Here is a 24,636-nt window from a genome sequence, read left to right as displayed (position 1 = left end):
TCCGGCATCCGGACGTGGGCTCGATGCGGCGTTCGTGAGCGATCCCTGTGCCCGTGCAGAGCCCGCGAAATCCGGTCGGAACGCCGGTTTTCCCCCTGCGTTGTCTCACTCAGATTATCGAGCTCAAAGGGAGATGATCATGGCTGAGAAGTTCGATCCCGCCCCGCACGACAAGCATGCCGACGATCCGCGTGAAGCGGCACGGCGCGACCGCGAGACGACGACGCAACTCGACAACGGTTTGATGGACACGTTTCCCGCATCCGATCCGGTCAGCGCGCAACAGCCGTCGGTCGTCACCAAGAGGGGGCGCAGCGTCGATGACGAAAGCGCGGATGCGCACGCCCCATCTTTGTGGGACAAGTTCCGATCCGTCTTCGTGCGCTGAGGTATCGGAAAACGCCGTGCGCCAAAACGTCGCGGCATCCGAGTCCTGACTGGTGCCACGACCCGTAAATATACGGCGATAACAGTAGTCATACGGGAATGTACCCGTCATCCGACCTCGCCGTTCGGCGTCCATTTCAGAGATAAATAAGATGTGCGTGGGATTTTTCCTCGATCTGGAGAGTCCCGCGGAATGGATGTTGTCGCGCATAACCGACTGAGCCGCCTGCCTATGTGGGCGGCTGTCTTTGTCCTGTCTGTTTGCGCAGCCATCGTCGTTTTGAGCGGCGGGAGCGAATGGGCCTCTCGCGACAACACGCTCCGGAGCGCCGAAGTTGAGCTCGGCAATCTGACACGCTCGCTTGCGCAACATGCCGAGGATACGATCGAACTCGCTGAAGCAACCATCCGCGGCGCCGTGAGCGCGCTCGAGACAGACGATGGAAGCATCACGACGGTTTTGCGGCTACAAGCCATTCTCACGAGCGGTAGATCCAGCCTGGGCCGGATCCGGGGCGTTTTTGCCTATGATGAGAATGGGCGCTGTCTCGCGGCGACCGAGGACGTCGCTCTTTCGAACGTCAACAATGCCGACCGCGATTACTTCGGTTATCATCGAAAATCGGCGGACCGCTCGCTCCTGATCGGCGGGCCCGTGCAGAGCAAGTCCGGCCACCAATCGGTGATCAGCTTGTCGCGCCGGTGGAATCATCCTGACGGCCGCTTTGCGGGCGTGGTGCTTGCCACGATCGAGGTCGACTATTTTTCCGATTTCTACCATCAGTTCGATGTCGGCCCGCACGGGACCATCAGCTTGATGCGCCGCGACGGAACGATCCTCGCGCATAGCGTCGATCTGGTGGCCGATGCGGCACCGCAGCCACTCGCCGATGACATTCCCTTTTATCCGAGCTCCGGAAACCTGCATGTGCAGTTCCTGCAGGATGACTCCGAGCGGATCGGCTTCTACCAGCGCGGGCAGCGCTATCCATTCCTGCTGCTGGTGACACGGACGCAGGAGGATGTACTGGCAGAATGGAAAAGGCATTCATTCGTTCGGATCGCGGTCATCGTTGGCCTCGTCCTCCTGATATTGGGAATCGGCCTTTTCCTGGTGCGATTGATACTCCAAGGACGGCGCTTGGCGTCGGCATTGGTTTCCAGCGAAAAGAATTTCCGCCTGCTCGCCGAGGATTCGAGCGATATCGTCGCTCGGATCGGGCCGGACGATCGCATCCGCTACATCTCGCCGTCGGTGGTCCGGGTGCTCGGCTGGAGGCCGGCGCAACTGCTTGGCAAGCGTGCGCTCGCCGGCATCCATCCGCTCGACGCCTCGCCGATCGAAGAGATCATCCTCTCGATCAAGCGCGGTGAAACGGAAGAGGCGCGCGCAACCTATCGTATCCGGCGGCGCGACAAATCGGAGATCTGGGTCGAGACCACATTGAGCGCAAGCCGCAACGATGACGGCTCGCTCGATGGTTTTGTAGCGATCACGCGCGATGTCACCCAGCAGATGACGCTGCAGGGCAAGCTCGAAACCTTGGCAGTCGTGGACGGCCTCACTGGCCTCGCCAATCGCCGCCGTTTCGACGAACGGCTGCTCGAGGAATGGAGCCGGGCCTATCGCGAGAAGACCTCGCTGGGGCTCCTGATGATCGACCTCGACCATTTCAAGGCCTTCAACGATACCTATGGGCATCAGGCCGGTGACGAATGCCTGCACACTGTGGCTGTCGTTCTCGCCGGGGAAGTGCAACGGACCTCCGATCTTGCCGCGCGCTATGGCGGCGAGGAATTTGCGATTCTGCTGCCAAACACCGATGCGGCCGGCTGCGTGCGCATCGGCGAGCGGATTCGCCGCGCGATCCGCGAGAGGGCCATCGCGCATCGGGGTAACGCCCCATTCGGCATCGTGACGGCGAGTATCGGCGGTGCCGTGTGCCGGCCGGGCAGCGAGCGTTCGCTGGAGCGTGCATCGTTGATCGAGGCGGCCGATCGCTCGCTCTATGCGGCGAAGGATGGCGGCCGCGACCGCGTCATCATGGCGGGCGAGTTGATCCCATTGGCGCCGAGCCTAGCCCCCGACGGCGACACCAGCCTAGGCGAACGCACGGGTGTTCGCGCCAGACCCTAATAGTGTGGCGGCGGCTCGTTGGTCGGCCCTTCCGCACCTGCCTGGGCTTCATCGAGCCGCTCACCGAGTGCGGCAATCTGCCGCTTCAGCGCCTCGATCTCGCGCCATTGCATCATGACGGTCTGATTCAGCGTCTCGATCGTGTCGTCCTGGAACATCACGCGCGCTTCCAGCGCGTCGATGCGCTCGCTCAACTCCTTGGTCGCATTCAGCTCTCCGGCTTCACTCATCACCCGCGCCCTCCTGCTGGCGACGTTCGGAATGTTCTCGCAGGCCGTGACCGAGCGCGACGCGTTCATCGAATACGAAGCACTCGCCGCGCCAGCGGCTTTCCCCCTGGGGGATCTGTTCCAGATATTTGAGGATGCCGCCTTTGAGATGGTAGACCTCGGCAAAGCCGCGCGCGAGCAGCAGCGAACTCGCCTTCTCGCAGCGGATGCCGCCGGTGCAGAACATCGCGATCCGCTTATGCTTGGCGGGATCGAGATGGGCGGCCGCGAAATCCTTGAACTGGCCGAAGCTCTTGATGGCGGGATCGACGGCGCCTTCGAAGGTGCCCATCGCCACTTCGAACGCGTTCCGGGTGTCGAGCACGAAAACGTCGGGCGATGATGTCAGCGCGTTCCAATCGGCGGGATCGACATAGGTCCCGACCTGCCGGGTCGGATCGGCCGCGGGATCGCCTAACGTCACGATCTCCTTTTTCATCCGCACCTTCAGCCGCTGGAACGGCATGGCACGCGCGGTCGAGAATTTCAGTTCGAGGTTGTCCAGCCGCCCGCCGAACAGCGGTCCATCGCAGAATTCCCGCATCAGGGCGTCGATGCCGTCGGGGCTGCCGGCCAAGGTCCCGTTGATCCCTTCCTGCGCCAGCAGCAGGCTGCCCCTCACTCCCAGCCGGCCGCACAGCGCCAGCAGCGGCGCACGGAGTGCCCTGAAATCCGGCAGTGCGGTGAACTGATAGAAGGCAGCGACCTTGAAAGCCATGCCGCCGTTTACCAGCAGAACTGCCATCGGAAAAGCTGGTATCCCAGGCCATTGCCCAGGCGGGACAGAATATGTCATGACGGCGGCCAGCGCGGGCTCCTTTGCCCTTCTAGCAGAACGCAGCGAGCAAGAATGAGAAGCTTCCACTTCCCCGGTCGATCCACGGTTCACGCCCTCAACGCCATGGTTGCAACGTCGCATCCGCAGGCCGCCTTGGCCGCGATCGAGGTGCTGCGGGCCGGCGGCACTGCGGCAGATGCGGCCGTGGCAGCTGCCGCGCTGCTCGCGGTGATCGAGCCGCAATCGACCGGCATCGGCGGCGATTGTTTCGCGCTGGTGCAGCCGAAGGGCGATGGCAGGATCACGGCCTATAACGGCTCCGGCCGGGCTCCGATGGCAGCCAATGTCGAGTGGTATCTGGAGCGCAAGATCCACTCGGTGCCGCTCACGTCGGCGCATGCGGTGTCGGTCCCCGGCGCGGTCGATGCCTGGCATCGCATCCTGCAGGATCACGGCCGGCTGGGGCTCGACCGGCTGCTGCAGCCGGCGATTCGTGCGGCAGAAGAAGGCTATGTGGTGGCGCCGCGCATCGCCTTCGACTGGAAGAACCAGTTCGAGAAGCTGAAGAACGGCACCAACACCGAACGGTATCTGTTGCCGCATGGCAAGCCCGCGGTCGCTGGCGATGTGATCCGCCAGCCGGAACTCGGGCAGACCCTGCGCGCGATTGCCAAGGACGGGCCGCGGGCCTTTTACACCGGTCCGATCGCGGACGACATCGTCGAGACGCTGCGCGGCATCGGCGGCCTCCACACCCTGGAGGATTTCGCCAACCACAGGACCGAGGTGACCTCGCCGATCGGCACCATGTACAAGGATTACGACGTCTGGCAGTGCCCGCCGAACGGCCCGGGCATCACCATGCTGGTGATGCTCAACATCCTGTCGCGTTTCGACCTCACCAAGGTTGCGCCGCTCTCGGTCGAACGCATGCATCTCGAAGCCGAGGCAGCGCGCATCGCCTATATGATCCGCGAGCAGCATGTGGCTGATCCGGCGCATATGACGGTCGACGTCGCCGCGATCCTCGCCCGCGAATTCGCCGACGAGTATATCGGCCGTATCAGCATGGACCGTCTGCTCGATCTGCCGAACGTGGCACCGCCGATGAATCCGGATACGGTCTACATCACCGTCGTCGACCGCGACCGCAACGTCTGCTCCTTCATCAATTCGATCGCGCATTCCTTCGGCTCGGCGATCGTCTCCAACAAGACCGGCGTGCTGTTGCAGAACCGCGCCGGCGGTTTCCGCATCCAGGTCGGTCATCCCAACTGCATCGGGCCCGGCAAGCGGCCGCTGCACACGATCATCCCGGCGCTGGTGACGAAAAACGGCCGCGCCCAGATGTCCTATGGCGTGATGGGTGGCCAGTATCAGCCGACCGGCCAGACCCACGTGCTGACCAACATCCTCGACTTTGGCTGCGACGTGCAGGAGGCCATCGATATGGCGCGCGGCCTGCACTACGAGGGCGTCTATCAGCTCGAGGACGGCATTCCGGCCGATGTCGTCGAGGGCTTGCAGAAGATCGGTCACAAGACCACCAAGCTGGTTGCGCCGCTCGGCGGCGGCCAGGCGGTCTGGATCGATTGGGACAAGGGCACGCTCACCGGCGGCTCCGATCCGCGCAAGGACGGCTGCGCGCTGGGCTATTGAGCCGGCTTGAGCGTCATCGCCGCGCGCGCAGCGAAACGATCCAGAGCCTCCGTGCGGTGCTGGATCTGCTTCGCGGCGCAGGCGGAGCGGGATGTGAGCGGCTGGAAACAGGCGCCGCTTTGCGTTAAACAGCGGTCCCTCGAACAAGCCAAGACGGTGACCGATGCGGCGTCCGAAGTTTACGAAGCTTGCGATCACGGCGGCGGCAATTGCGCTGGCCGCCTTGTCCGCGTCTGTCCCGACCTCTGCGTCGGCGCAGAGTGCTGCTCCTCAGACCAAAGGAAAGATCATGACCACGCCCTCCGGACTCGAGATCATCGACATCAAGGAGGGCACAGGACCCTCGCCGAAACCGGGGCAGATCTGCGTGATGCATTACACGGGCTGGCTTTATGAGAACGGCCAGAAGGGCAAGAAGTTCGACTCCTCCGTCGACCGCAACGAGCCGTTCGAATTCCCGATCGGCATGAAGCGCGTGATTGCCGGTTGGGACGAAGGCGTCGCCACGATGAAGGTGGGCGGCAAGCGCACGCTGATCATTCCGCCGCAACTCGGCTATGGCGCACGCGGCGCCGGCGGCGTGATCCCGCCGAACGCGACACTGATGTTCGACGTCGAATTGCTGGGCGTGAAGTAGTCCAAAGCCGCGCCGCCTCGGGTCGGGCGGCGCGGCAGCAAGACCACGGCCGGCGGGTCGTTCGGCATGCCCACGATGCCGAGATGATGTCCCTCATCAAGGTTTGGGCTTGTCGGAAATGCTGCCGGTTGCGGCGTCTGCCTTGCAGGCCGCCCGGCCGGGTTCCGCAGCTTGACATTTGTAGACCCGCCCGGTGAGGCGGTCGACCAGCCAGGCCGTGTCGTCTGCCGGACTCTCAAGGCCGACATAGCGACTGCCCAGGGCCGAGATCAATGTCGACAGCAGGATCGCCGCGGCGATCAAGCCGGCGCCGATCAGGATCGACATGGAACTGGAGCCAGCCTGATCCGAATTGCCCGTGCGGTAGTTTTGATAGTCACGCCGGCGCGGAGAATTGAACACGTCGTCTGCTTTTCTGGTCGTTTCTTGCTGTGGTTGATCGTCGTCGCGCGCTGAAGCCTATCCTGTGATCGAACAACCGCGTAGAGCGGTCTCTGGCCGTTTTCTTGTCCGCAGGCCGGCAGCCTCACGACTGCTTTGCGGCCGGCGCGCAGCAACGCAACTCACTGGCGTTTCAACCTGAGAACGTTCTGCGCGGGCGGCATGTTCCTCGTCCTCTGCGATGTGATCTCCGTCACATCGGTGCGTTTGAACCGGTCCTATCGTTCCGGCATCCAATTGCCGTCAGGCGCGATTTCAAGGATGACGAAGATGACACGTTTCATTGCACCCTTTGGACTGCATGCGATTGCGCTCGGTGCCGCGTTCTCGGTCGGGGGCGGTCTCGCGCTGGCGGGCGAGGGGGCCGTTTCGGCGGAGCAGATCCTGAACGCACTGAAGCCGAAGCCGGTCACGCGCGGCCTTTCAGCCGGCGCGCAAGCGACGACGCCGCAGCCCGACCCAGCCCAGCAAGCCAAGGAGGCGAGCTTTATCGACAGCGTGCGCAACCGCAACACCCGCTCGCTGTCGCTCGGCGAACGCGCGCAACTCGCCGAGCTTGCGGCGAGCAGGCCGAAGATCGATCTGGAGATCCAGTTCGACTACAACTCGGCGCAGATCAGCAAAGCGGCGATGCCGGCGGTGCAGGAGCTTGGAAAGGCGATGTCCGATCCGAGCCTGAAGGGCGCGACCTTCGTCGTCGCCGGTCATACCGACGGCATCGGCGGCGACAGTTTCAATCAGGACCTGTCCGAGCGTCGTGCAGACACCATCAAGCGTTATCTGGCCGATAGATTCGGCATCGTGGGCAAAGATCTCGTCACGGTCGGCTATGGCAGGACCAAGTTGAAGGATCCCGCCAATCCGGCTGCCGCCGTCAACCGTCGTGTCCAGGTGATCAACATGGAGACCAAGACCGCCACGAAATGACGGCTTGCGCGCGCCGTCTGCAATTAGCGGCGCGCTAGCAAAGTTTCAGATCCAGCTCTGAAACAGCATCAGGCGGTTGAAGGTCTGCATCGATGTGCCGATGAAGGCGGCGCTGATCGGCAGCATCGCCACGAAGCCGGCGGCGACGAGAGCCACATAGAGCCACAGGGCCCAGTACCTGCACGACTTCGCTAGAGCATAAGGCAGCGCCAGGCTCGCGAGCGTCGCTGATGGCAGGTAGTAGTAGAGAAAGCTCAGTGCGCGCGGCAGCAGGGCCCACGGCAGGTAGCAGCCCAGATAAAACGCGACGATCAGGAACGGCCCGGCTCGGCGCGCCATCACGACGTCACGCACGCACACGAGGAGCGCCAGCAGCGCCGGCCACAGCACCACGGGATTGCCGAGAAACACCACCGCGGCGATGTGCTGATCATCGGTCTTGTCGAACAGGAACCACACCGGCCGCAGCAGCAGTGGCCAGCTCGGCCAGGCGCTCATATAGGTGTGGCCGGCGATCGCGGTCGTGACGTTGTCGGCGAAGATGCGACGCTGCGCCTCGAGGATGTCGGCGACCGAAGGGCCGTACAGCGGGATGAAGGTCGCGAAGTAGCAAGCGGCGGGAATGACCAGGAAGCAAAGCGCAATCTGATAGGATTTCAGGTTCGCCCAAAGCTCGGGCCGGTACCAGTCGTCCTCGCGCGGCTCGGCAAACGATGTTCGCCAATGCTGCAGCAGTCGGACCAGCGCAACGATGCCGAGCACGGCGACGAGCGGAAACGCGCCGCTCCACTTGCAGGCGGCGGCCAATCCGAAGCCTGCGCCCGCAAGCGCGAAGGCGGCTTGCGGGCTGCGCCGCCTGTAGCCATGCAGGAACGCCGCGATCGCGAGCAGGCTCAAGGCCAGCGCGTAGATGTCGAGCATCGCGGTACGCGCCTGCACATACAGCATCTGATTGAAGACGGCGATCAGGGCTGCAGCGAGCGCGGGGGCTTGCGCGGCAAAGAGGGTAAGTCCGCAGAGGTAGATAGCCACCACCGCAAGCGCGCCGAACAGCGTCCCCGGGTAGCGCCAGGCGAACGCATTGTCACCGAAGCTGCGGATCGAGAGCGCGATCAATTCCTTGGCGAGCGGCGGATGCATCGGGTTGAGCTGCGGCGTAGCCGGCATGAGGCCGAGCATCTGCCGCGCCGCTGGCACGTAGTGCAACTCGTCGAAGACGAATTTCTCCGGTGCGGACAGGCCGATCAGGAGCGCGACATGAGTGCTTACGAAAATAGCGAACGCAATCGCCGCGCACCGAGGAGCCGAGAGGCTCGGCTGAGTTGAAGGGCGCTGAGGCGTGCGGGCACGTCCGGTCGCGACCGAGTCAGGGGCAACTTTTGTGTCCATCGCCTTGAACTGAGTTCGAGCCTGGCGCCACTAACAAGCTACGCGGATGAATCGCCGCTGTTGCGCTTCGACAACATCGCAGCTCGCGGTTTTCGGTTACGATCATAGAGGCAATCCATTGGTATTGAAATGCGTTCGCGTCACCTCATTCTGATGATCGGTTTTTCCTGTATCGCTGCACCGCTTGCAGCGAGCCCTGCATGCGCCGAGACCCGAATCGGGGAGGCCGCCGTCATCCAGAATCAGGTGTTGCGCATTGCAGGCGCTGCAATGAGCCCGATCAATGTCGGCGACCAGGTGGTCCGCGACGAGACGGTGCGGACCGGCAACGAGAGCGCCGCACGTCTTGTGATGATCGACAGTACCAATCTGTCGCTCGGTCCCAATGCGACGCTGACGCTCGATCGGACCGTCTTCAACGGCGAGACGAGCTATCGCGACATTGCCATCCGGCTCGGCACCGGCGTCTTCCGTTTCGTGACCGGTCATTCCGAGAAGGCGGCCTACAAGATCAATACGCAACTTGCGACGATCGGCGTGCGCGGCACCATTCTCGACATCAAGTCGCAGCGCGGCCAGACCATGGTGGTGCTGCAAGAGGGCGCCTCCACCGTCTGTACGCTTACCTTCCAGTGCATCCAGCTGACCCAGCCCGGCGATACCGCGATCGTCACTGCAACGGGCGGAGGCAAGAGCACGATCAAGAAGACCAATAATCCGCCCTGGAGCTTCGCTGCGAGTTGCGCGTCCACGGCGGGACTGTGCACCGTGACGGATCTTGCCAGCAACACGCCGGGCCAGGATTTCACCGGCATCTTGTGCGGGCGCTGATCATGGCGAGATTTGCGTACAGATCCGCAGCATTCCTCATATTCGCCACGGCATTGGCCATTGCCGTGACCCTGCTGCAGGGAGCGCCCGCGGCCGCCCAGGGCTGCTCCGGCACGGCGACCTCCAGTCTCGTCGCCGCGGCATGCCCGACGTCCAGCCCCAGCCCGAGCCCGAGCTCATCACCTTCGCCGACTCCAACGTCGACCCCGACACCGAATCCTTCGCCGAGCCCGACGCCGACCGGCTCGGATTCCAGTGGACGTTCGATCAATAGCCTTGCCGATCAACGCTTCAACCAGATGATCACCAACCGCGTGCTCGGCACCGTGTTGCTCGGTGTCAACGAGCAGGTCAATTGCAGCGACTGTGTCAGCGCGTTCGGTTCGGCCGGCTCGTTCTCAGCCGGCATTCACGGCCGCAAGACGCTGACCAACAATTTGTCGCTGCTCGCCGGCCTCGCCTACACGCAATACAATGAAGGCGGCTATCACGTCACCAGTGCGCCGATCGGCGCGTTCGCCTTGCGCTATGATTTCACCGATTGGGGCTCGTCGCGGCCGTTCTTCGACGTCGGCACCGTCCTGACGCCCTACGAGAAGCTACGCTACGGCCGCAGCTATACGACGAGCCTCGGCACGGTGACGCTGGACAGCAGCACCACAGCCTCGAACTACGCCATCTACGGCCGTGCCGGCTGGATCAACCGGATCTCGCCGCGAGACGAACTCGCCGCCTCGGTCGAACTCTGGCAGCTCTGGCAGCATATCTCCGGCTATCGCGATCCCGCGGTGATCTTCAACCCGTTCGACGCACAGGTCGCCGGTGGCACCGACCGCACCAGCCTGGTCAAGCTCGGCGGGCAGTGGACGCATCTGTTCGGTGCCAGCCTCGAGGCCAATCTCAACGGCGGCTATGTGCAGTCCTTCGCCACCCGCTCCGGCATCGTCGCGACCGTGACCGGCAACGGCACGGTGACACCGACCATGGGCAACCAGGGCTGGTTCGAATATGGCGGCCGTCTCGGTTTTCGCCTCGCCCAGGGCTGGGTTGCCGATCTCTTCGTCAACGGAACGCTGGGACCGCAGCCGGTCGGCAACACCATCCATGGCGGTGTCGGCCTGCGGGTCAATTACTGAGCCCGCTCAAGATTTCATGACCCGTATGCGCTTGTGCCGGCAATCGCTCGGCTATATTGAATGATGAGTATCATCTAATAACCCTGGCCGGGGCGAGGGACGTGAAGCGATGGATATTGACGCCCCCACCACTGCGTCTCGGCCCGGTGTCGCCGAAGCGGCGCGTCCCGTAAGCGGCGCCGCGCGCCAGCCCGCCTCCAACGCCGAGAGGACCCGGGCGGCGCTCCTGACCGGCCCGGTGCTGCCGACGCTGTTCAAGCTGGCGTTGCCGACCATGACGGTGCTGCTGGCGCAGACCGCGGTGAACGTCGCCGAGGTCTATTATGTCGGCTTCCTCGGCACCGACGCGCTGGCGGGCGTTGCGATGGTGTTTCCGCTCTTCATGCTGATGACGATGATGTCGAACGGCGGCATCGGCAGCGGCGTCTCCTCGGCGGTCGCGCGTGCGATCGGGGCTGGTCGGAAGGCGGATGCTGATGCCATCGTGTTTCACGCCATCGTGCTCTCGGTCGTGGCGGGTGCGCTCTTTTCGATCGGCACCGCGCTCGGAGGCCCGGCGCTGTACCACGCGCTCGGCGGACGCGCCGGCGCGCTGGACGCGGCGCTGAAATATTCCAATTACCTGTTCGCGGGCGCGATACCGGTCTGGATCGTCAACCTGCAGGCGGCGGCGCTGCGCGGTTCGGGCAATGTCCGGGTGCCGGCGCTGGTGACCTTGATCGGCGCTGGCGTAATGATCCCGCTGTCGCCGCTCCTGATCTTCGGTCTTGGCCCGATGCCTGGCCTCGGCATCGGCGGCGCCGGCATTGCCTTCGGACTATACTATGCCGGAGCAATGCTGGTCCTGGTGCGCTATATGGCCTCAGGGCGTTCCAGCCTGCATTGCCGCATCGCGCCGCTGCAGTGGCGGCTGTTCGCCGATATCCTCAAGGTTGGACTTCCGACCTCGGCCAGCGCCGTGCTGGTGAACCTCACCGTGATCCTGGTGACCTCCGCGGCCGGCCGCTTCGGCACTTCGGAACTTGCCGCCTACGGCATCGCATCGCGGCTCGACTACATCATGATCCCGATCCTGTTCGGGCTCTGCACCGCGACGCTGACCATGGTCGGCATCAATATCGGCGCCGGCCACGGTGCGCGCGCCCGGCATATCGCAAGGCTCAGCGCGCTGGTCGGCGCCGGTTTCGTCGGTGCGATCGGCTGTGGCGTTGCGCTGTATCCGCCGCTCTGGCTGACGCTGTTCAGCCATCAGCCGGATGTGTTGCGCGAAGGCGCCATCTATCTCCGCTTCGTCGCACCGGCCTATGCCGCGCTCGGCTTTGGCTTCGTGCTGGCCTTTGCCGGACAGGGCGCCGGTCACGTGCTGTGGCCGTTCCTCGCCTCGGTGGTGCGTATCCTGATCGCGGCCGGAGGCGGCTGGCTTGTCGTCGCGCAGTTCGGCGGCGGCATGGCGGCGCTTGCCGCCATGGTGATGCTCTCGCTGCTGGCCTACGCCGCGATCTGCAGCCCAGTGCTGATGTCAGGCCATATCTGGCGCCTTACGCCGCGCTGACGCCTTCATAGGCTTGGCGCAGGACCTCGATATCGAGCTTGACCATCTTCATCATCACCGCCATCGCCCGCTGCGCAGCGGCGCGATCGGGCCCGCCAAGATAGCGCATCATCGCATTGGGCACGATCTGCCAGCGCATGCCCCAGCGGTCCTTGAGCCAGCCGCATTGCACCGGCGCACCGCCGTCGGCGCAGAGCGCATCCCAAAGACGGTCGACCTCGGCCTGGTTCTCGCAGCCGATCTTGAACGACACCGCGTCCGTGTGCTCGACCTTCATCCCGCCGTTGAGCGCCATGAAGCGCTGGCCGGCCAGCGTGAACTCGACCACCAGCACCGCACCCGCCGAGCCCGAGGGGTTGTCCATCGGGCCGCGCATCACCGTCTCGATCCGCGACTCCGGAAGCAGCGAGACGTAGAAATTGGCGGCCTCCTCAGCGTCGCCATTGAACCACAGGCAGGGGACGATCTTGGACATCCATTTTCCTTTCGGGCTTTGCGATGCCCGGAGGACGAACGAGAAGCCACCGGGCCGACAGCGCAGGACATGAAAAGCGCAGAACTTGGTCCGGACGCCGCAGCCATCAAGTCGGTGTGAAGCGTCTCCCGCAGCAACGCCTTGACAGGGAGTGCTGCTCAAGAGATGTTATGTTATAACATAACATATGCAGCCATGCGACACCCGCGACCGATCCCGTTGAAGAGGCTCTTCGATCTCCATGCGCAGACTCCCCGTCACCGTCTTGTCCGGCTTCCTAGGGGCTGGGAAGACCACTTTGCTGAACCACATCCTGAACAATCGTCGCGGCCTAAAAGTCGCGGTGATCGTCAACGACATGAGCGAGGTGAACATCGATGCGGACCTCGTTCGCGATGGCGGTGCCAACCTGTCGCGGACGGATGAGAAACTGGTCGAGATGAGCAATGGCTGCATCTGCTGCACGCTACGCGACGATCTTCTCAAGGAGGTGCGCTCGTTGGCCGAGAGCGGCCGGTTCGACTACCTCCTGATCGAATCCACCGGCATCGCCGAACCGCTCCCGGTGGCAGCGACCTTCGATTTCCGCGACGAGCACGGCGGGAGCCTTTCCGACATCGCGCAACTCGACACGATGGTCACCGTGGTCGATGCCGTGAACCTGCTGAAGGATTATTCCTCCTCGGATTTTCTCGCCCATCGCGGCGAGGCGCTCGAAGGCGACGACCGTGCGCTGGTCGATCTTCTCGTCGAGCAGATCGAGTTCGCCGACGTCATCGTGCTCAACAAGACCGACGACGCGACGCCCGACCAGCGCGATGCTGCGCGCAAGATCATCCGCGCGCTCAATCCGCGTGCCGACCTCATCGAGACCAATCATGGCGTGGTGCCCTTCGATCGCGTACTGGCGACCGGTCGCTTCGATTTCGAGAAGGCCCAGCAGCATCCGCTCTGGTACGACGAACTGTACGGCTTTGCCGATCACGTGCCGGAGACCGATGCCTATGGCGTGGCCAGCTTCGTCTACCGCGCCCGTCGCCCTTTCGTTCCCGAGAAGTTCGATCGCTTCATCAAGCAATCTTGGCCGGGTGTCATTCGCGCCAAAGGCCATTTCTGGCTGGCGACGCGGCCGCAATGGCTCGGCGAAGTCAGCCAGGCAGGCGCCCTGGTACGCACCCATGCGCTCGGCTTCTGGTGGGCCGCTGTGCCGTCCAAGCTTTGGCCGCAGGATCCGGCTTGGCGTTCACGGTTGCTCGAACGTTGGGACGACATCTATGGCGACCGCAGGCAGGAGATCGTCTTCATCGGCACCAACATGGACGAGGCGGCCCTGCGCGCGCGCCTCGATGATTGCCTGCTGCCGGGTCAGCCGTCGATGGATGTTGCGACATGGGCCAAGCTGTCGGACCCGTTTCCGGATTGGCGCCGCGCCGGCCAGCCGGCCTAGCACCGCCGAACGGCCTGTTCACATGCCACTTGCGTAAACGCCGCCCACGGCTTTGCGCGGGAGCCCTGGGGCGCGCCAGAGGTGCCTCAGGGCGATCTCACCCGGGCAGAGCACCAGCCCAGGATCAACAGCCACTCGACCGGGCGCTACGGCTTCCCTTCAGAGGGATCCCGGTGCACGGGATCGATCCACAGCACGGTCTCCGGTTTTTCGACCGGTTCGATGTCGATGTTGACGGCGATCGCCTCGCCGTCCGAGCGCACCAGCACGCATTCCAGCACCTCGTCCGGGCTGGCGTTGATCTCCTGGTGCGGCACGTAAGGCGGCACGAAGATGAAATCGCCGGGGCCGGCTTCGGCGGTGAACTGCAGCTTCTCGCCCCAGCGCATCCGCGCCTTGCCCTTCACGACATAGATGATGCTTTCCAGATGGCCGTGATGATGCGCGCCGGTCTTGGCGTCGGGTTTGATCGTCACCGTGCCGGCCCACAATTTCTGCGCGCCGACGCGGGCGAAATTGATCGCGGCCTTGCGGTCCATGCCGGCGGTCGACGGCACGTTGGGATCGAGCTGATCGCCGGGAATGACGCGGATGCCATCGTGCTTCCAGCGCTCGTCAGCGTGATCGTGAGAATGGCCGTGTGCGTCGTGATGGTGAGAACCGGACATGGATGCTTTTCTTCTTGGATGGAACTACGCGCAGCTTAACGAAAAGGCCGCGGCAACGCCACAAAGGTTCCGCGAACCTTTTGGCATGGCCGGCGTTGTCTGTGGGAGAGCAACACAACGGAGGAGAAATGACCATGGGTGCCACCACTGACAAGATCAAAGGCGCAACCAACGAGGCTGTCGGCAAGGCCAAGCAGGGCATCGGCGAGGCGGTCGGCTCGGATCGCATGCAGGGCGAAGGTGCCATGCAGGAAGTGAAGGGCAAGGGCCAGAAGGCGGTAGGCGACGCCAAGCAGGCCACCAAGGACGCTGCGAACAGCGCGGCTTCAACGGTCAACAAGAATCTCTAAGCGAGGTTCACTCGACGGCTTTGTAATGTGCGCGCGTCGAGAGACCGGCTCCCTCATCCCGGGGGAGCCGGTCTTTTTTCGTCCGTCGGGACGCGGCGAGGTCACGCCCCAGTGATCGCCGGCTGCCCATGCCGGTACGAATCCCGCTACAATCGGTGCGATGGCGCGCGCGATTCCCTCAGTTCATCTGACACAGGTTCAGGCAAGACGCATTTGGCTGCGGGCACAACGGCTGGATGAGGAGACGCCCTTCGGTGCTGGCCCGGAAGCCGTCGCGGCGGCGGTGGCCCATCTCGGTTATGTCCAGATCGACACCATCAACGTCATCGAGCGCTGCCATCATCACATCCTGTTCACGCGCATTCCTGCCTATCGCCGCGCCGATCTCCGCCAGGCCCAGAGCGTCGACAAGAGCGTTTTCGAATACTGGACGCATGCGCTGGCCTATGTGCCGATGCATGATTTCCGCTTCTTCCTGCCGGCGATGCGGCGGCATCGCCGCGATGGCCATCGCTGGCTCAATTCCGTCAAGCCGGAGGACATGCGCAAGGTGATGCGGTTGATCCGCCAGGGCGCGCTGACGATCCGCGACATCGAAGACGACGTCCTGACCGAAAAGGAACATCTGTGGGCGAGCCGCAAGCCGTCGAAGCGCGCGTTGCAGCTCGGCTTCTACCAGGGCACGCTCACGATCTCCGGCCGTGAGGGCATGCTCAAGACCTATGATCTGACCAGCCGGCATTTCGGTTGGGACAAGCCGCCCAAGCCCGCAACCCAGGCTGAGATCACAGCCTATCTGCTCGACCGTGCGCTGCGTGCGCAAGGCGTCGTCAGTCTCGACTCGGCCTGTCATCTCGATGCGCCGGCCAAGCCAGGAGTCCGGCGCTTGATCGAGGCGCGGCAGCGGCGCGGGGAACTTGTGCCGGTCGATATCGAAGGGGCTGGAAAGCTGCAGCATTGGGCCCGGCCGGAGATGCTCGATCGCATCGGCGAACTCGGCTCGGACCGTGTGCATATCCTGTCGCCGTTCGATCCTCTGATCATCCAGCGCAAGCGCACTGAGCTGTTCTTCGACTATGCGCACCGCTTCGAGGCTTATGTACCGAAGGAGAAGCGGCAGTTCGGCTATTTCGCGCTGCCCGTCCTGGTCGGCGAGGACATCGTTGCGGCGCTCGATCTGAAGACCGACCGGCAGAAGCGGAAGCTGTTGATGCAGAAATGGAGCTGGGTCGGGTCCGGCAAAGCGGCACGGGGTGAAGCGCGGAAAGCGCTGAAGCGGCGCATCGAGGAGGAATTGCACCGGTTCGAGCGGTTTCAACTGAGGGATTGATCCGGCGGCGCTACGGCTCAATTGCCGTCATTGCGAGAGGCATCAGCGCAAACCTTCAGATCTACCGCCGCGCCCAGCGCGATCCCCACCGCATAGGCCACGATATTCCATACCGAGAAGATCCTTCCGAGCAGCAGGGCGCCGGCGAGCGTCAGGCGGAAGCTGTCGAGCCAGGGCGTATGCACGAGGCGGATCAGCTCGACCAGGATCGCGACCGTCAGCGCGATGCCCATCAGTCGCGACTTCGGCAGGCGAGGCGCCGTTGCGGCGAGCAGGAAGTACACCATCGTGGCCCACAGGGCCGAGCCGCCATACTTGACGACGAAGATGGGCAAGCCGAACCCGCGGCCGTAGAAGCGCAAGCCGAGGCCGAGCGCGATCACCGTCAGCGCCAGCGCAAGGACCCCGATGGCGCGGCTGTGGCGCTGGGCACCGGCACCACGCTCATGTGCGGGGCAACTCGCAGCGCTCCGTCGATGATGGCTGATATATGCACGATTCCAATTGACTTGCCTCCGCCGATGCTGAAAACCCGGTCCCAACAGAACGACAAGAGTAGTCCGGGAGAAGCGCCATGAGCCTGTCCGCCACTTCATCTGCCGCGCGTGATCGCGCCAGCGACATCGAGACCTCGACCATCCGCGCCATCTCCTGGCGGCTGATCCCGTTCCTGGTGCTCGCCTATTTCTTCTCCTATCTCGACCGCGTCAATCTCGGCTTCGCGGCGCTCACGATGAACGCGGAGCTGAAGTTCACGCCGCTGATCTTCGCCTGGGGCGCCGGCATCTTCTTCATCGGCTATTTCATCTTCGAGGTGCCGAGCAACCTGGCGCTGGAGAAGTTCGGCGCCAGCCGCTGGATCGCCCGCATCATGGTGACCTGGGGCATCATCTCGGCGCTGATGGCCATGGTCTCCGGCGCCACCAGCTTCTATATCCTGCGCTTCCTGCTCGGTGTGGCCGAAGCCGGCTTCTTTCCGGGCATCATCCTCTATCTGACCTATTGGTATCCGGCGCAGTATCGCGCCCGTTTCCTCGCGGCCTTCGCCGTGGCCGTGCCGGTGTCGACCGTGATCGGCGCGCCGATCTCGGGCCTGCTGCTCGGGCTGGACGGTGTCATGGGCCTGCAGGGCTGGCAGTGGCTGTTCATCCTGGAAGGCGTCCCGTCCGTGCTGGTGGGCGTGGTCACCTGGTTCTATCTCACCGATAGACCTGAGCATGCGGACTGGCTCTCGTCCGAGCAGAAGGCGTGGCTCGCGGCACGCCTGGACGCCGAGATCGCCGCCAAGCAGGCGACCCATCAGATGACGCTCGGTGAGGCGCTGTCCTCGCCCAAGGTGATCATGCTGAGCCTGATCTATTTCGGCTTCGTTGGCGCGCTCTATGGCATGCAGTTCTGGCTGCCGCAGATCGTGAAGGCGTTCGGCCTCACCAACGCGCAGACCGGCTTCGTCACCGCGATCCCCTATCTGTTCGGCACCGTGGCGATGATCCTGTGGGCGCGGCATTCGGATGCGAGCCGCGAGCGCGTTTTCCATGTCGGCGCGCCGCTGATGCTGATCGCGGTCGCGCTCGCGCTTTCCAGCTATATCACCGATCCCACCGTCACCATGATCGTGCTGACGGTGGCCGCGATCGGCGTGTTCTGCGTGTTCGGCGTGTTCTGGACGTTACCGACCGCGTGGCTGTCGGGCACGGCTGCCGCCGGCGCGATCGCGCTGATCAATTCAATCGGCAATCTCGCGGGGTTCGGCGGCCCGTATCTGATCGGCTGGATCAAGGATTCCACCGGCTCGACCGCCAACGGCCTGCTGGCGCTTGCCGTGCTGCCCTTGGTCGCGGGCGTGCTCACCTTCCTTGGCGGGCATGAGAGCAAGGTCGAGTTTGCGGGGCAGAGCCCGGCAGAGTGAAGGCCAGTCGCTCGTCTTTCCGGGGCGGCCTCCAAGTGACCGAACCCGGAATTTCGCCGTTGCGACCATCTGGCAAACAAGCTGGAAATCCCGGGGGCGAGCGTGTCACGCGCGCTCCAGAAAGGGCGCTGCACCCCAAAGCCCCCTGCGGCAACATGTCTTAACATTCACGAAGTCATGATCACTGATGATTATTGACATTCGTCAGTCAACATTCGACACTCCGTGCAACTGCAACATGGGAGTGTCGGATGCTGTTCCGATCCTTTTTGCTCAGCGATTCCAAGCTCTTGACCGGCGCTGCGCTGGCCGTCGGCGCGATTGCCCTGGCCGGCTGCAACGATACCGTCGCCCAGAAGGCCGAGCCGATCCGGCCGGTGCTGGTCGCGACCGTGCATTACGAGGCCGAGACGCCCGAGCGCAGCTTCGTCGGTACCGTCAAGCCGCGGATCGAAGCCGATATCGGCTTCCGCGTCGCCGGCAAGGTGGCGAAGCGCCTGGTTGAGGTCGGCCAGACCGTCGACGTGGGGCAGCCGCTCGCCGTCCTCGACGAGGTCGACCTGAAGCTACAGGCCGAGCAGGCGGAAGCCGAACGCCGCGCCGCCACCGGCGTGCTGGCTCAGGCTGCCGCGGCTGAGACCCGCGCCAGGGAACTGCGCGCCAGGGGCTGGACCACGGACGCGCAGATGGACCAGGCGCGGGCGTCGGCCGACGAAGCGCGCGCCCGGCTCAACCGTGCCGAGCGCTCGGTCGAGCTGACCAAGAACTCGCTGTCCTACGCCACGCTCGAATCGGACGCCCGCGGCGTGGTCACGGCGACCATGATCGAGCCCGGCGTGGTCGTTGCGGCCGGCCAGGCCGCGGTCCGGGTCGCGCGCTTTGCCGAGAAGGAAGCGGTCGTGGCGATCCCCGAGACGCTGCTGGAGCGTGCCAAGACCGGTACGGCCAGCGTGACCTTGTGGTCGGACCCCGACAAGAAATACGCGGCGCGCCTGCGCGAGATCGCGCCTGCGGCCGACGCTGCCACGCGCACCTATCTTGCCAAATTCTCGCTGCCCGATGCCGACGACAATGTCTCGCTCGGCATGACCGCAACGCTCACGCTCGCCGATGCCGCCACCACGCGCGTGGCGCGGCTGCCGCTGTCGGCACTGTTCAGCGAGGGCAGGGAGCCGTCGCTCTACGTCGTCAACGACAAGGGCGAGATCAACCTGACACCGGTCACGGTGAAATCCTACGACAGCAAGGACGTGCTGGTCACCGGCGGCGTCGACGAGGGCGCGAAAGTGGTCGCGCTCGGCGTGCAGAAGATCGATCCCGCCCAGAAGGTGCGGGTGGTGTCGGCGCTGTCGTTCTAATTCGCGGTCGTTCCGGGGCGATGCGGAGCATCGAACCCGGACCTCTAGATTCCGGGTTCGCCTCTGCGAGGCGTCCCGGAATGACGGAGACAACAACTTTCGTCATTGCGAGGAGCCGAAGGCGACGAAGCAATCCAGACTATATCTGAGGAAAGATTCTGGATTGCTTCGCTTCGCTCGCAATGACGAACCAAATCGGCAATCGCAAGTGACCAAGCGGATCATCTCTCGGAGCGTGCCATGAAGCGGTTCAATCTCTCGGCCTGGGCGGTCAGCCATCCGCCGCTGGTGCTGTTCTTGATCCTCGCGCTCGGCGTGATGGGTTTCTTCTCCTATCAGAAGCTCGGCCGCGCCGAGGACCCGTTCTTTACGGTGAAGGTGGTCAATGTCTCCGTGATGTGGCCGGGCGCCACGGCCGCCGAGATGCAGAGCCAGGTCGCCGATCCGATCGAGAAGAAGCTGCAGGAGCTGCCCTATTTCGAGAAGGTGCAGACCTATTCGAAGCCGTCGTTCGCGGCGATGCAGGTGACCTTCCGCGACTCCACGCCGCCGAAGGACGTGCCGCATCTGTTCTATCTGCTGCGCAAGAAGCTCGACGACGTCGCCGGCCAGTTGCCGTCGGGCATTCTCGGGCCGTTCGTCAACGACGAGTTCTCCGATGTCGATTCCATCCTGTTCATGATGACCGGCGATGGCGCCGATTATGCGCAGTTGAAGAAGGTCGCCGAAGGCCTGCGTCAGCGGCTGCTGAAGGTCAACGGCGTCAACAAAGTCAATCTCTACGGCACCCAGGACGAGCGCATCTATGTCGAGTTCAGCCACGCCAAGCTCGCCACGCTCGGCATCACGCCCCAGGCCTTGTTCGACTCGCTCGCCAAGCAGAACAATGTGACACCGGCCGGCACGGTCGAGACCTCGGCGCAGCGGGTGCCGCTGCGCGTCACCGGTGCGCTCGACGGCGCCAAGGCGGTGGCCGAGACGCCGGTGGAAAGCAACGGTCGCGTGTTCCGGCTCGGCGACATCGCAACCGTGACCCACGGCTATGTCGATCCGCCGAGCTTCAAGGTGAGCCAGGAGGGCAAGCCGGCGCTCGGCATCGGCGTCGTCACCGCCAAGGGCGCCAACATCCTCGAGCTCGGGAAGGATGTGCATGCCGCGACCGACGATTTCATGAAAGCGGTGCCGCAGGGCATCGAACTCAAGCAGATCGCCGATCAGCCCAACGTGGTCGAGCACGCCGTCGGCGAGTTCGTGCATTCCTTCGTCGAGGCGCTGGTCATCGTGCTGTTCGTCTCGTTCCTGGCGCTCGGCTGGCGCACCGGGATCGTCGTGGCACTGTCGGTACCGCTGGTGCTCGGAATCGTCTTCATCGTCATGAACGCGATCGGGCTCGACCTGCACCGCATTTCTCTTGGTGCCCTCATTATCGCACTCGGACTTCTGGTCGATGACGCCATCATCGCGGTCGAGATGATGGTGGTGAAGATGGAGCAGGGCTGGGACCGGATCCGCGCGGCGTCCTTCGCCTGGGAATCAACCGCTTTCCCGATGTTGACCGGCACCCTGGTGACGGCCGCAGGCTTCCTGCCGATCGGTTTCGCCAATTCGGCGGTCGGCGAATATACCGGCAGCATCTTCTGGATCGTCGCCATCGCGCTGATCGCTTCCTGGTTCGTGGCGGTGATCTTCACCCCCTACATCGGCGTGAAGCTTCTGCCCGACATGAAGGCGCATCACGGTCACGACGAGCACGCGATCTACGACACCCGCATGTATCGCGGTTTGCGCCGTATCGTGCGCTGGTGCGTCGAGCATCGCATCACCACGGTCGCGGCGACCGTCGGCGTCTTCGTCGCCGCGATCGTCGCGTTCGGCCATGTGCAGCAGCAGTTTTTCCCGCTGTCCGAGCGGCCCGAGCTGTTCCTGCAACTGCGGCTGCCGGAGGGCACGGCCTTCAACGTCACCGAAAGGGCGGCGAAGAAGGCGGAAGCGCTGCTGAAGGACGACAAGGACATCGCGACCTACACCGCCTATGTCGGCCAGGGCTCGCCGCGCTTCTGGCTCGGTCTCAACCCGCAGCTGCCGAACGAGGCCTTCGCCGAGATCGTGATCGTCGCCAAGGATGTCGCCGCACGCGAGCGCATCAAGGCGAAGATCGAGAACGCCGCCGCCGATGGCGCGATCAACGAAGCGCGCGTCCGCGTCGACCGCTTCAATTTCGGTCCGCCGGTGGGCTTCCCCGTGCAGTTCCGCGTGATCGGCCCCGACACCGCCAAGGTGCGCGACATCGCCTATCAGGTGCGCGACGTGATGCGGCAGAATCCGAATGTGAGGGATCCGCAGCTCGACTGGAACGAGCAGTCGCCGTACCTCAAGCTGGTCGTCGACCAGGATCGCGCCCGGGCGCTCGGGCTGACGCCGCAGGACGTCTCGCAGTCGCTGGCGATGCTGATCTCGGGCTTGCAGGTCACGACCATCCGCGACGGCATCGAGAAGGTCGGCGTCATTGCCCGCGCGGTCCCGTCGGAGCGGCTCGACCTTGCCCATGTCGGCGACCTCACCATCACCTCGCGCAACGGCCTGGCCGTGCCGCTGCAGCAGATCGCCAAGATCGAGTATTCACATGAGGAGCCGATCCTGTGGCGACGCAACCGCGACATGGCGATCACCGTGCGCTCCGACGTCGCCGACGGCGTGCAGGCGCCTGATGTCACCAACCAGATCTGGCCGAAGCTTGCCGATATCCGCGCGCATCTCGAGCCGGCCTACCGGATCGAGATCGGCGGCGCGGTCGAGGAATCGCAGAAGGGCAATGCCTCGATCTTCGCGCTATTCCCGCTGATGGTCGCCGTGATGCTGACGCTTCTGATGATCCAGCTGCAGAGCTTCTCGCGCCTGATCCTGGTGTTCCTGACCGCGCCGCTCGGCATCGTCGGCGCCTCGCTCGGCCTCAACGTCGCCAACGCGCCGTTCGGCTTCGTCGCGCTGCTCGGCCTGATCGCGCTCGCCGGCATGATCATGCGCAACACGGTCATCCTGGTCGATCAGATCGAGACCGACGTCGCCCATGGCTTGACCCGCAAGGAGGCGATCATCGAGGCCACGGTGCGCCGGGCCCGGCCGGTGGTGCTGACCGCGCTGGCTGCGATCCTCGCCATGATCCCGCTGTCGCGCTCGGCCTTCTGGGGACCGATGGCGATCACCATCATGGGCGGGTTGTTCGTCGCAACCTTCCTCACGCTCTTGTACTTGCCAGGGTTGTATGCTCTCTGGTTCCGCAAGAGCCTCGATCAGCGTGGGACGGACGCTGAAACTGATCCTGCGGCGCAGCATGAGCGGCATGCGGATGAGACCATTCCGCTCGCCGAGGCTGCTGAATAAATCCCGCTGAATGGATCGCGCTGAAAATCGCGTTGGACAGAGGAGAATGATGGCGAGCATGGCGCTGGTTTCCGACCATATCGAGCCCGATACGCGCGAGCGGATTCTCGTGGTGGCGGAGCGGCTGTTCCGGCAGATCGGCTACCAGAAGACCACCGTGGCCGACATCGCCAAGGAGCTCCACATGAGCCCGGCGAATGTCTATCGCTTCTTCGATTCCAAGAAGGCGATCCATCACGGTGTCGCGCGAACGCTGATGGGCCAGGTCGAGGTGGCGGCGGAGGAGATTGCGGCGCGTCCCGGACCGGCGGTGCCGCGCCTTCGTGAACTGCTCGCCACCATCCATATCATGAATACCGAGCGCTATGTCGGCGACGCCAAGTTGCACGAGATGGTTGCGGTCGCCATGGAGGAGAGCTGGGAGGTCTGCGAGGCGCATATGCTTCTGATCACGGAGATTATCGGCCGGGTGATCGGGCAGGGCGCGGCATCGGGCGAGTTCGAGGCGGTCGATCTGCCGCTCTCGGCCCAGTGCGTCACCACCGCGATGCTGCGATTCTTCCACCCGCAGATGATCGCTCAATGCGAGCGGAAGCCTGGACCGACCATCGATCAAATGATCGATTTCGTGCTGGTCGGGCTTGGTTCAAGGAAGGTTGCGAGCTAGTTTCCCGTCATTGCGAGCGAAGCGAAGCAATCCAGGGCCGCAAGGAAGCGCTGGATTGCTTCGTCGCTTGCGCTCCTCGCAATGACGGAAGGGTGAAGGCGTGACCGAGCAGGACTTGCATTTCTACGAACCGAAGAACGGCCACGGCCTCAAGCACGATCCCTTCAACGCCATCATCGCGCCGCGTCCGATCGGTTGGATCTCCTCGCGCGACAAGAGCGGCAACGTCAATCTCGCGCCTTACAGCTTTTTCAACGCCTTCAATTACACCCCGCCGATCGTCGGCTTCTCCTCCACCAACTGGAAGGACTCGGTCGCCAATATCCAGGACACCGGCGAATTCGTCTGGAATCTGGTCACCCGCGACCTGGCCGAACGCATGAACGCGACCGCCGCGCATGTCGCTCGCGACGTCGATGAATTCAAGCTGGCCGGCCTCACCCCCGTACCCTGCAAGTTCGTGAATGTGCCGCGGGTCGGCGAGAGCCCGGTGGCGTTCGAGTGCAAGGTCTCCCAGATCATCCAGCTGCAGGGCGCCGACGGCACCAAGGCCAATGCCTGGCTCACGCTCGGCGAAGTGGTCGGCGTCACGATCGACAGGTCGCTGATCAAGGACGGCGTCTACCAGACCGCGCTCGCGCATCCGATCGTGCGCGCCGGCCGCCGCGGCGACTATTTCGAGATCACGCCGGAGGCGATGTTCGAGATGGCGCGGCCGGATTGAGGCGCTATTCTAGCGCCTGGACCTGCTCTGCGGCGACCGGAACCGCATTGTTCGCTCGCCGTTGATCGGGGGCGCGCGTAACTCACTCGATTCTCATGCGAAAGTGTCAGCTGAGAACTGTCACCTGAATCGCCGGGTGTTGGGCTAAGATGGCGTCGCTCCGGCGCCGGCGCTACCTTCGTCG

General features: G+C 63.9%; 23 protein-coding genes. 16 read left to right on the top strand and 7 right to left on the bottom strand.

Annotation, left to right across the window (positions count from 1 at the left end; genetic code table 11):
• Window positions 1-139 precede the first annotated feature (139 nt).
• The gene (locus QXZ85_RS02995; RefSeq protein ID WP_315700615.1) at window positions 140-388 is read left to right on the top strand and encodes a hypothetical protein; all 249 of its coding nucleotides are present in this window, start codon (window positions 140-142) and stop codon (window positions 386-388) included.
• Window positions 389-580: 192 nt separating this feature from the next.
• Window positions 581-2,524 (top strand): diguanylate cyclase, encoded by a 1,944-nt coding sequence (locus QXZ85_RS02990; protein WP_315767378.1) that lies wholly within the window; start codon window positions 581-583, stop codon window positions 2,522-2,524.
• Here the strand turns inward: QXZ85_RS02990 and QXZ85_RS02985 are convergent.
• Together QXZ85_RS02985 and QXZ85_RS02980 are read right to left on the bottom strand one after the other, a co-directional pair.
• Complete coding sequence (locus tag QXZ85_RS02985; protein ID WP_315706836.1) at window positions 2,521-2,754, bottom strand: SlyX family protein; 234 nt, start codon at window positions 2,752-2,754, stop codon at window positions 2,521-2,523. The genes QXZ85_RS02990 and QXZ85_RS02985 overlap by 4 nt on opposite strands.
• A complete protein-coding gene (locus tag QXZ85_RS02980) occupies window positions 2,747-3,511 on the bottom strand; it encodes a rhodanese-related sulfurtransferase (protein ID WP_315765439.1) in 765 nt (254 codons plus the stop codon). The genes QXZ85_RS02985 and QXZ85_RS02980 overlap by 8 nt, the downstream gene beginning before the upstream one ends.
• Window positions 3,512-3,643: 132 nt before the next feature.
• Between QXZ85_RS02980 and ggt the strand changes: the two genes are divergently transcribed.
• Together ggt and QXZ85_RS02970 are read left to right on the top strand one after the other, a co-directional pair.
• A complete protein-coding gene (gene ggt, locus QXZ85_RS02975) occupies window positions 3,644-5,230 on the top strand; it encodes a gamma-glutamyltransferase (RefSeq protein WP_315706835.1) in 1,587 nt (528 codons plus the stop codon).
• Window positions 5,231-5,393: 163 nt separating this feature from the next.
• The gene (locus QXZ85_RS02970; RefSeq protein WP_315706834.1) at window positions 5,394-5,867 is read left to right on the top strand and encodes an FKBP-type peptidyl-prolyl cis-trans isomerase; all 474 of its coding nucleotides are present in this window, start codon (window positions 5,394-5,396) and stop codon (window positions 5,865-5,867) included.
• A 96-nt stretch (window positions 5,868-5,963) separates the two neighbouring features.
• Here QXZ85_RS02970 and QXZ85_RS02965 read toward each other — a convergent pair whose 3' ends face one another.
• The gene (locus tag QXZ85_RS02965; RefSeq protein ID WP_315706833.1) at window positions 5,964-6,194 is read right to left on the bottom strand and encodes a hypothetical protein; all 231 of its coding nucleotides are present in this window, start codon (window positions 6,192-6,194) and stop codon (window positions 5,964-5,966) included.
• A 384-nt stretch (window positions 6,195-6,578) separates the two neighbouring features.
• On the opposite strand from QXZ85_RS02965, the gene QXZ85_RS02960 reads away from it, so the two are divergent.
• Window positions 6,579-7,235 carry an OmpA family protein gene (locus QXZ85_RS02960; RefSeq protein WP_315767379.1) on the top strand — a complete coding sequence of 219 codons (657 nt, stop codon included), beginning with the start codon at window positions 6,579-6,581 and terminating at the stop codon, window positions 7,233-7,235.
• A gap of 45 nt (window positions 7,236-7,280) precedes the next feature.
• Here QXZ85_RS02960 and QXZ85_RS02955 read toward each other — a convergent pair whose 3' ends face one another.
• A complete protein-coding gene (locus QXZ85_RS02955) occupies window positions 7,281-8,624 on the bottom strand; it encodes a phospholipid carrier-dependent glycosyltransferase (RefSeq protein ID WP_315767380.1) in 1,344 nt (447 codons plus the stop codon).
• 153 nt (window positions 8,625-8,777) lie between these two features.
• On the opposite strand from QXZ85_RS02955, the gene QXZ85_RS02950 reads away from it, so the two are divergent.
• The 3 genes from QXZ85_RS02950 (at window position 8,778) to QXZ85_RS02940 (ending at window position 12,143) form a co-directional block, all read left to right on the top strand.
• Entirely contained in the window at window positions 8,778-9,455 is a 678-nt protein-coding gene (locus tag QXZ85_RS02950) for a FecR domain-containing protein (RefSeq protein ID WP_315706849.1), read from the top strand.
• A gap of 2 nt (window positions 9,456-9,457) precedes the next feature.
• Entirely contained in the window at window positions 9,458-10,591 is a 1,134-nt protein-coding gene (locus QXZ85_RS02945) for a hypothetical protein (protein WP_315706831.1), read from the top strand.
• Window positions 10,592-10,700: 109 nt separating this feature from the next.
• Entirely contained in the window at window positions 10,701-12,143 is a 1,443-nt protein-coding gene (locus QXZ85_RS02940) for an MATE family efflux transporter (RefSeq protein WP_315767381.1), read from the top strand.
• On the opposite strand, the gene QXZ85_RS02935 is transcribed toward QXZ85_RS02940, so the two are convergent.
• The gene (locus QXZ85_RS02935; RefSeq protein ID WP_315767382.1) at window positions 12,130-12,618 is read right to left on the bottom strand and encodes a VOC family protein; all 489 of its coding nucleotides are present in this window, start codon (window positions 12,616-12,618) and stop codon (window positions 12,130-12,132) included. The genes QXZ85_RS02940 and QXZ85_RS02935 overlap by 14 nt on opposite strands.
• Window positions 12,619-12,859: 241 nt before the next feature.
• Here QXZ85_RS02935 and zigA point away from each other — a divergent pair, with 241 nt between their 5' ends.
• The gene (zigA, locus tag QXZ85_RS02930; protein ID WP_315728409.1) at window positions 12,860-14,065 is read left to right on the top strand and encodes a zinc metallochaperone GTPase ZigA; all 1,206 of its coding nucleotides are present in this window, start codon (window positions 12,860-12,862) and stop codon (window positions 14,063-14,065) included.
• Between the two features lie 146 nt (window positions 14,066-14,211).
• Here zigA and QXZ85_RS02925 read toward each other — a convergent pair whose 3' ends face one another.
• Complete coding sequence (locus QXZ85_RS02925) at window positions 14,212-14,733, bottom strand: cupin domain-containing protein (RefSeq protein WP_315767383.1); 522 nt, start codon at window positions 14,731-14,733, stop codon at window positions 14,212-14,214.
• Window positions 14,734-14,867: 134 nt separating this feature from the next.
• On the opposite strand from QXZ85_RS02925, the gene QXZ85_RS02920 reads away from it, so the two are divergent.
• Both QXZ85_RS02920 and QXZ85_RS02915 read left to right on the top strand, forming a co-directional pair.
• Complete coding sequence (locus tag QXZ85_RS02920; protein WP_315706826.1) at window positions 14,868-15,083, top strand: CsbD family protein; 216 nt, start codon at window positions 14,868-14,870, stop codon at window positions 15,081-15,083.
• Between the two features lie 160 nt (window positions 15,084-15,243).
• Window positions 15,244-16,413: a winged helix-turn-helix domain-containing protein gene (locus QXZ85_RS02915; protein WP_315741730.1), complete on the top strand. Its 1,170-nt coding sequence runs from the start codon at window positions 15,244-15,246 to the stop codon at window positions 16,411-16,413.
• 17 nt (window positions 16,414-16,430) lie between these two features.
• Here QXZ85_RS02915 and QXZ85_RS02910 read toward each other — a convergent pair whose 3' ends face one another.
• Window positions 16,431-16,823 carry a DUF2809 domain-containing protein gene (locus tag QXZ85_RS02910; RefSeq protein WP_315767468.1) on the bottom strand — a complete coding sequence of 131 codons (393 nt, stop codon included), beginning with the start codon at window positions 16,821-16,823 and terminating at the stop codon, window positions 16,431-16,433.
• A 164-nt stretch (window positions 16,824-16,987) separates the two neighbouring features.
• On the opposite strand from QXZ85_RS02910, the gene QXZ85_RS02905 reads away from it, so the two are divergent.
• The 5 genes from QXZ85_RS02905 (at window position 16,988) to QXZ85_RS02885 (ending at window position 24,452) form a co-directional block, all read left to right on the top strand.
• Window positions 16,988-18,322 carry an MFS transporter gene (locus tag QXZ85_RS02905; RefSeq protein ID WP_315767384.1) on the top strand — a complete coding sequence of 445 codons (1,335 nt, stop codon included), beginning with the start codon at window positions 16,988-16,990 and terminating at the stop codon, window positions 18,320-18,322.
• Between the two features lie 251 nt (window positions 18,323-18,573).
• A complete protein-coding gene (locus tag QXZ85_RS02900; protein WP_315767385.1) occupies window positions 18,574-19,680 on the top strand; it encodes an efflux RND transporter periplasmic adaptor subunit in 1,107 nt (368 codons plus the stop codon).
• A gap of 240 nt (window positions 19,681-19,920) precedes the next feature.
• Window positions 19,921-23,061 (top strand): efflux RND transporter permease subunit, encoded by a 3,141-nt coding sequence (locus QXZ85_RS02895; protein WP_315767386.1) that lies wholly within the window; start codon window positions 19,921-19,923, stop codon window positions 23,059-23,061.
• 58 nt (window positions 23,062-23,119) lie between these two features.
• Window positions 23,120-23,728 (top strand): TetR/AcrR family transcriptional regulator, encoded by a 609-nt coding sequence (locus QXZ85_RS02890; RefSeq protein WP_315706820.1) that lies wholly within the window; start codon window positions 23,120-23,122, stop codon window positions 23,726-23,728.
• Between the two features lie 100 nt (window positions 23,729-23,828).
• Window positions 23,829-24,452, top strand: a complete 624-nt coding sequence (locus tag QXZ85_RS02885) for a flavin reductase family protein (protein ID WP_315706819.1) — start codon at window positions 23,829-23,831, stop codon at window positions 24,450-24,452.
• Window positions 24,453-24,636: the final 184 nt, after the last annotated feature.

The organism is Bradyrhizobium sp. SZCCHNGR1005 (genome assembly GCF_032489995.1).
GTDB lineage: Bacteria > Pseudomonadota > Alphaproteobacteria > Rhizobiales > Xanthobacteraceae > Bradyrhizobium.
This window is presented reverse-complemented; position numbering and strand designations above follow the sequence as displayed.